The 1,149-nt window shown below is 72.8% G+C and carries 1 protein-coding gene and 1 pseudogene; both read right to left on the bottom strand.

Annotated features, from left to right (window positions below; all coding sequences use genetic code 11):
* Positions 1–33 precede the first annotated feature (33 nt).
* Complete coding sequence (locus ABTZ59_RS37205) at positions 34–981, bottom strand: TauD/TfdA dioxygenase family protein (protein ID WP_351426040.1); 948 nt, start codon at positions 979–981, stop codon at positions 34–36.
* Between the two features lie 26 nt (positions 982–1,007).
* Positions 1,008–1,149: pseudogene (locus ABTZ59_RS37200) on the bottom strand (LLM class flavin-dependent oxidoreductase); the annotation flags it as partial.

The raw sequence follows: 1,149 nt of genomic DNA, 5'->3' as shown, positions 1-1,149 counted from the left end.
CGGACACCCGCCATTCGGAGAGTGAGACTCCGATTACGCCACCGCGGGGTCGAGCACGGGCTGGTGCCGGGGGGCGGCGGGGGTGTCCGCCGGGGCGGGCACGGGGGTGTAGTGCGAGGCGTCGCCCTCGATGGCGTAGCTCTCCTTGCCCTCGACGCCGGCCGGGACGTCACCGGCGACGGTCACCCGGTGCAGCCGGCGCGGCAGGCCGTCGTAGTTGTCGACGGCGTAGTGCTGGGTGATCCGGTTGTCGAACAGGACCAGCTCCCGCTCCGCCCAGCGGTGGCGCAGGATGTTCTCGGGCCGGGTCACGTACGACTGGAGCAGGTCCAGGATCTTCCGGGACTCGCCGGTCGACAGGCCCGCGATCCGCTGGGCGAACCCGCCGATGAACAGCCCGCGCTCCCCGGTCAGCGGGTGGACGCGCACCACCGGGTGGGCGGTGCGGTAGGTGATCGAGGTGAACTGGGCGCGGTGGGCGGCTTTCTCCGCGTCGATCTCCTCGTCCGGTACGGCGTAGTCGTAGTCGTTGGTGTGCTCGGCCCACAGCGTGTCGGCGAACCGGCGCAGCGGTTCGGGCAGGTCGCGGTAGGCGGCGCCCGCGTCGGCGATCAGGGTCTCGCCGCCGTACGGCGGGATGGTGATCGAGCGCAGGGTGCTGGCCTGGGGCGGGTTGAGGACGAAGGTGACGTCCGTGTGCCAGTGGTTGGCGCGGCCCCGCTCGCTGTCCACGGGCAGTACGTGCGGGGCGCCCTCGACGGCGCCGACCGTCGGATGGGCGGTGGTCAGCGCGCCGAAGTGCCGGGCGAACGCCTGCTGGCCCGCGTCGTCCAGGCCCTCGGCGGCGAAGACCAGCGCCTTGTGCGCGTTCAGCGCCTCGCGGATGCCGGTCACCTCCGCCTCGGTGAGCGGCCGGGTGAGGTCGACGCCCGAGACGCGGGCGCCGATGCGCGCGGTGACCTTGGTGATCTCCAGGGACATGGGAGTTCCTTTCCGGAAGGGGAATGTCAGGCGAAGGCGGGGGACAGGTGCTGGTTCGCGGGGCGCGGCAGGCCGTAGCGCTCGCGCAGGGTCCGCCGCGGGCCGTACTCGGTGCGGAACAGGCCGCGGGCGCGCAGGATCGGTACGACGTGGTCCACGAAGGCGTCC

Origin of the sequence: Streptomyces sp. NPDC094034 (assembly GCF_040303865.1) — a bacterium.
Lineage (GTDB): Bacteria > Actinomycetota > Actinomycetes > Streptomycetales > Streptomycetaceae > Streptomyces.
This window is presented reverse-complemented; position numbering and strand designations above follow the sequence as displayed.

What these genes read in the sequence shown, in the direction of transcription:
- ABTZ59_RS37205 (WP_351426040.1), bottom strand. Translation starts at nt 981, where the DNA reads ATGTCCCTGGAGATCACCAAGGTCACCGCGCGCATCGGCGCCCGCGTC.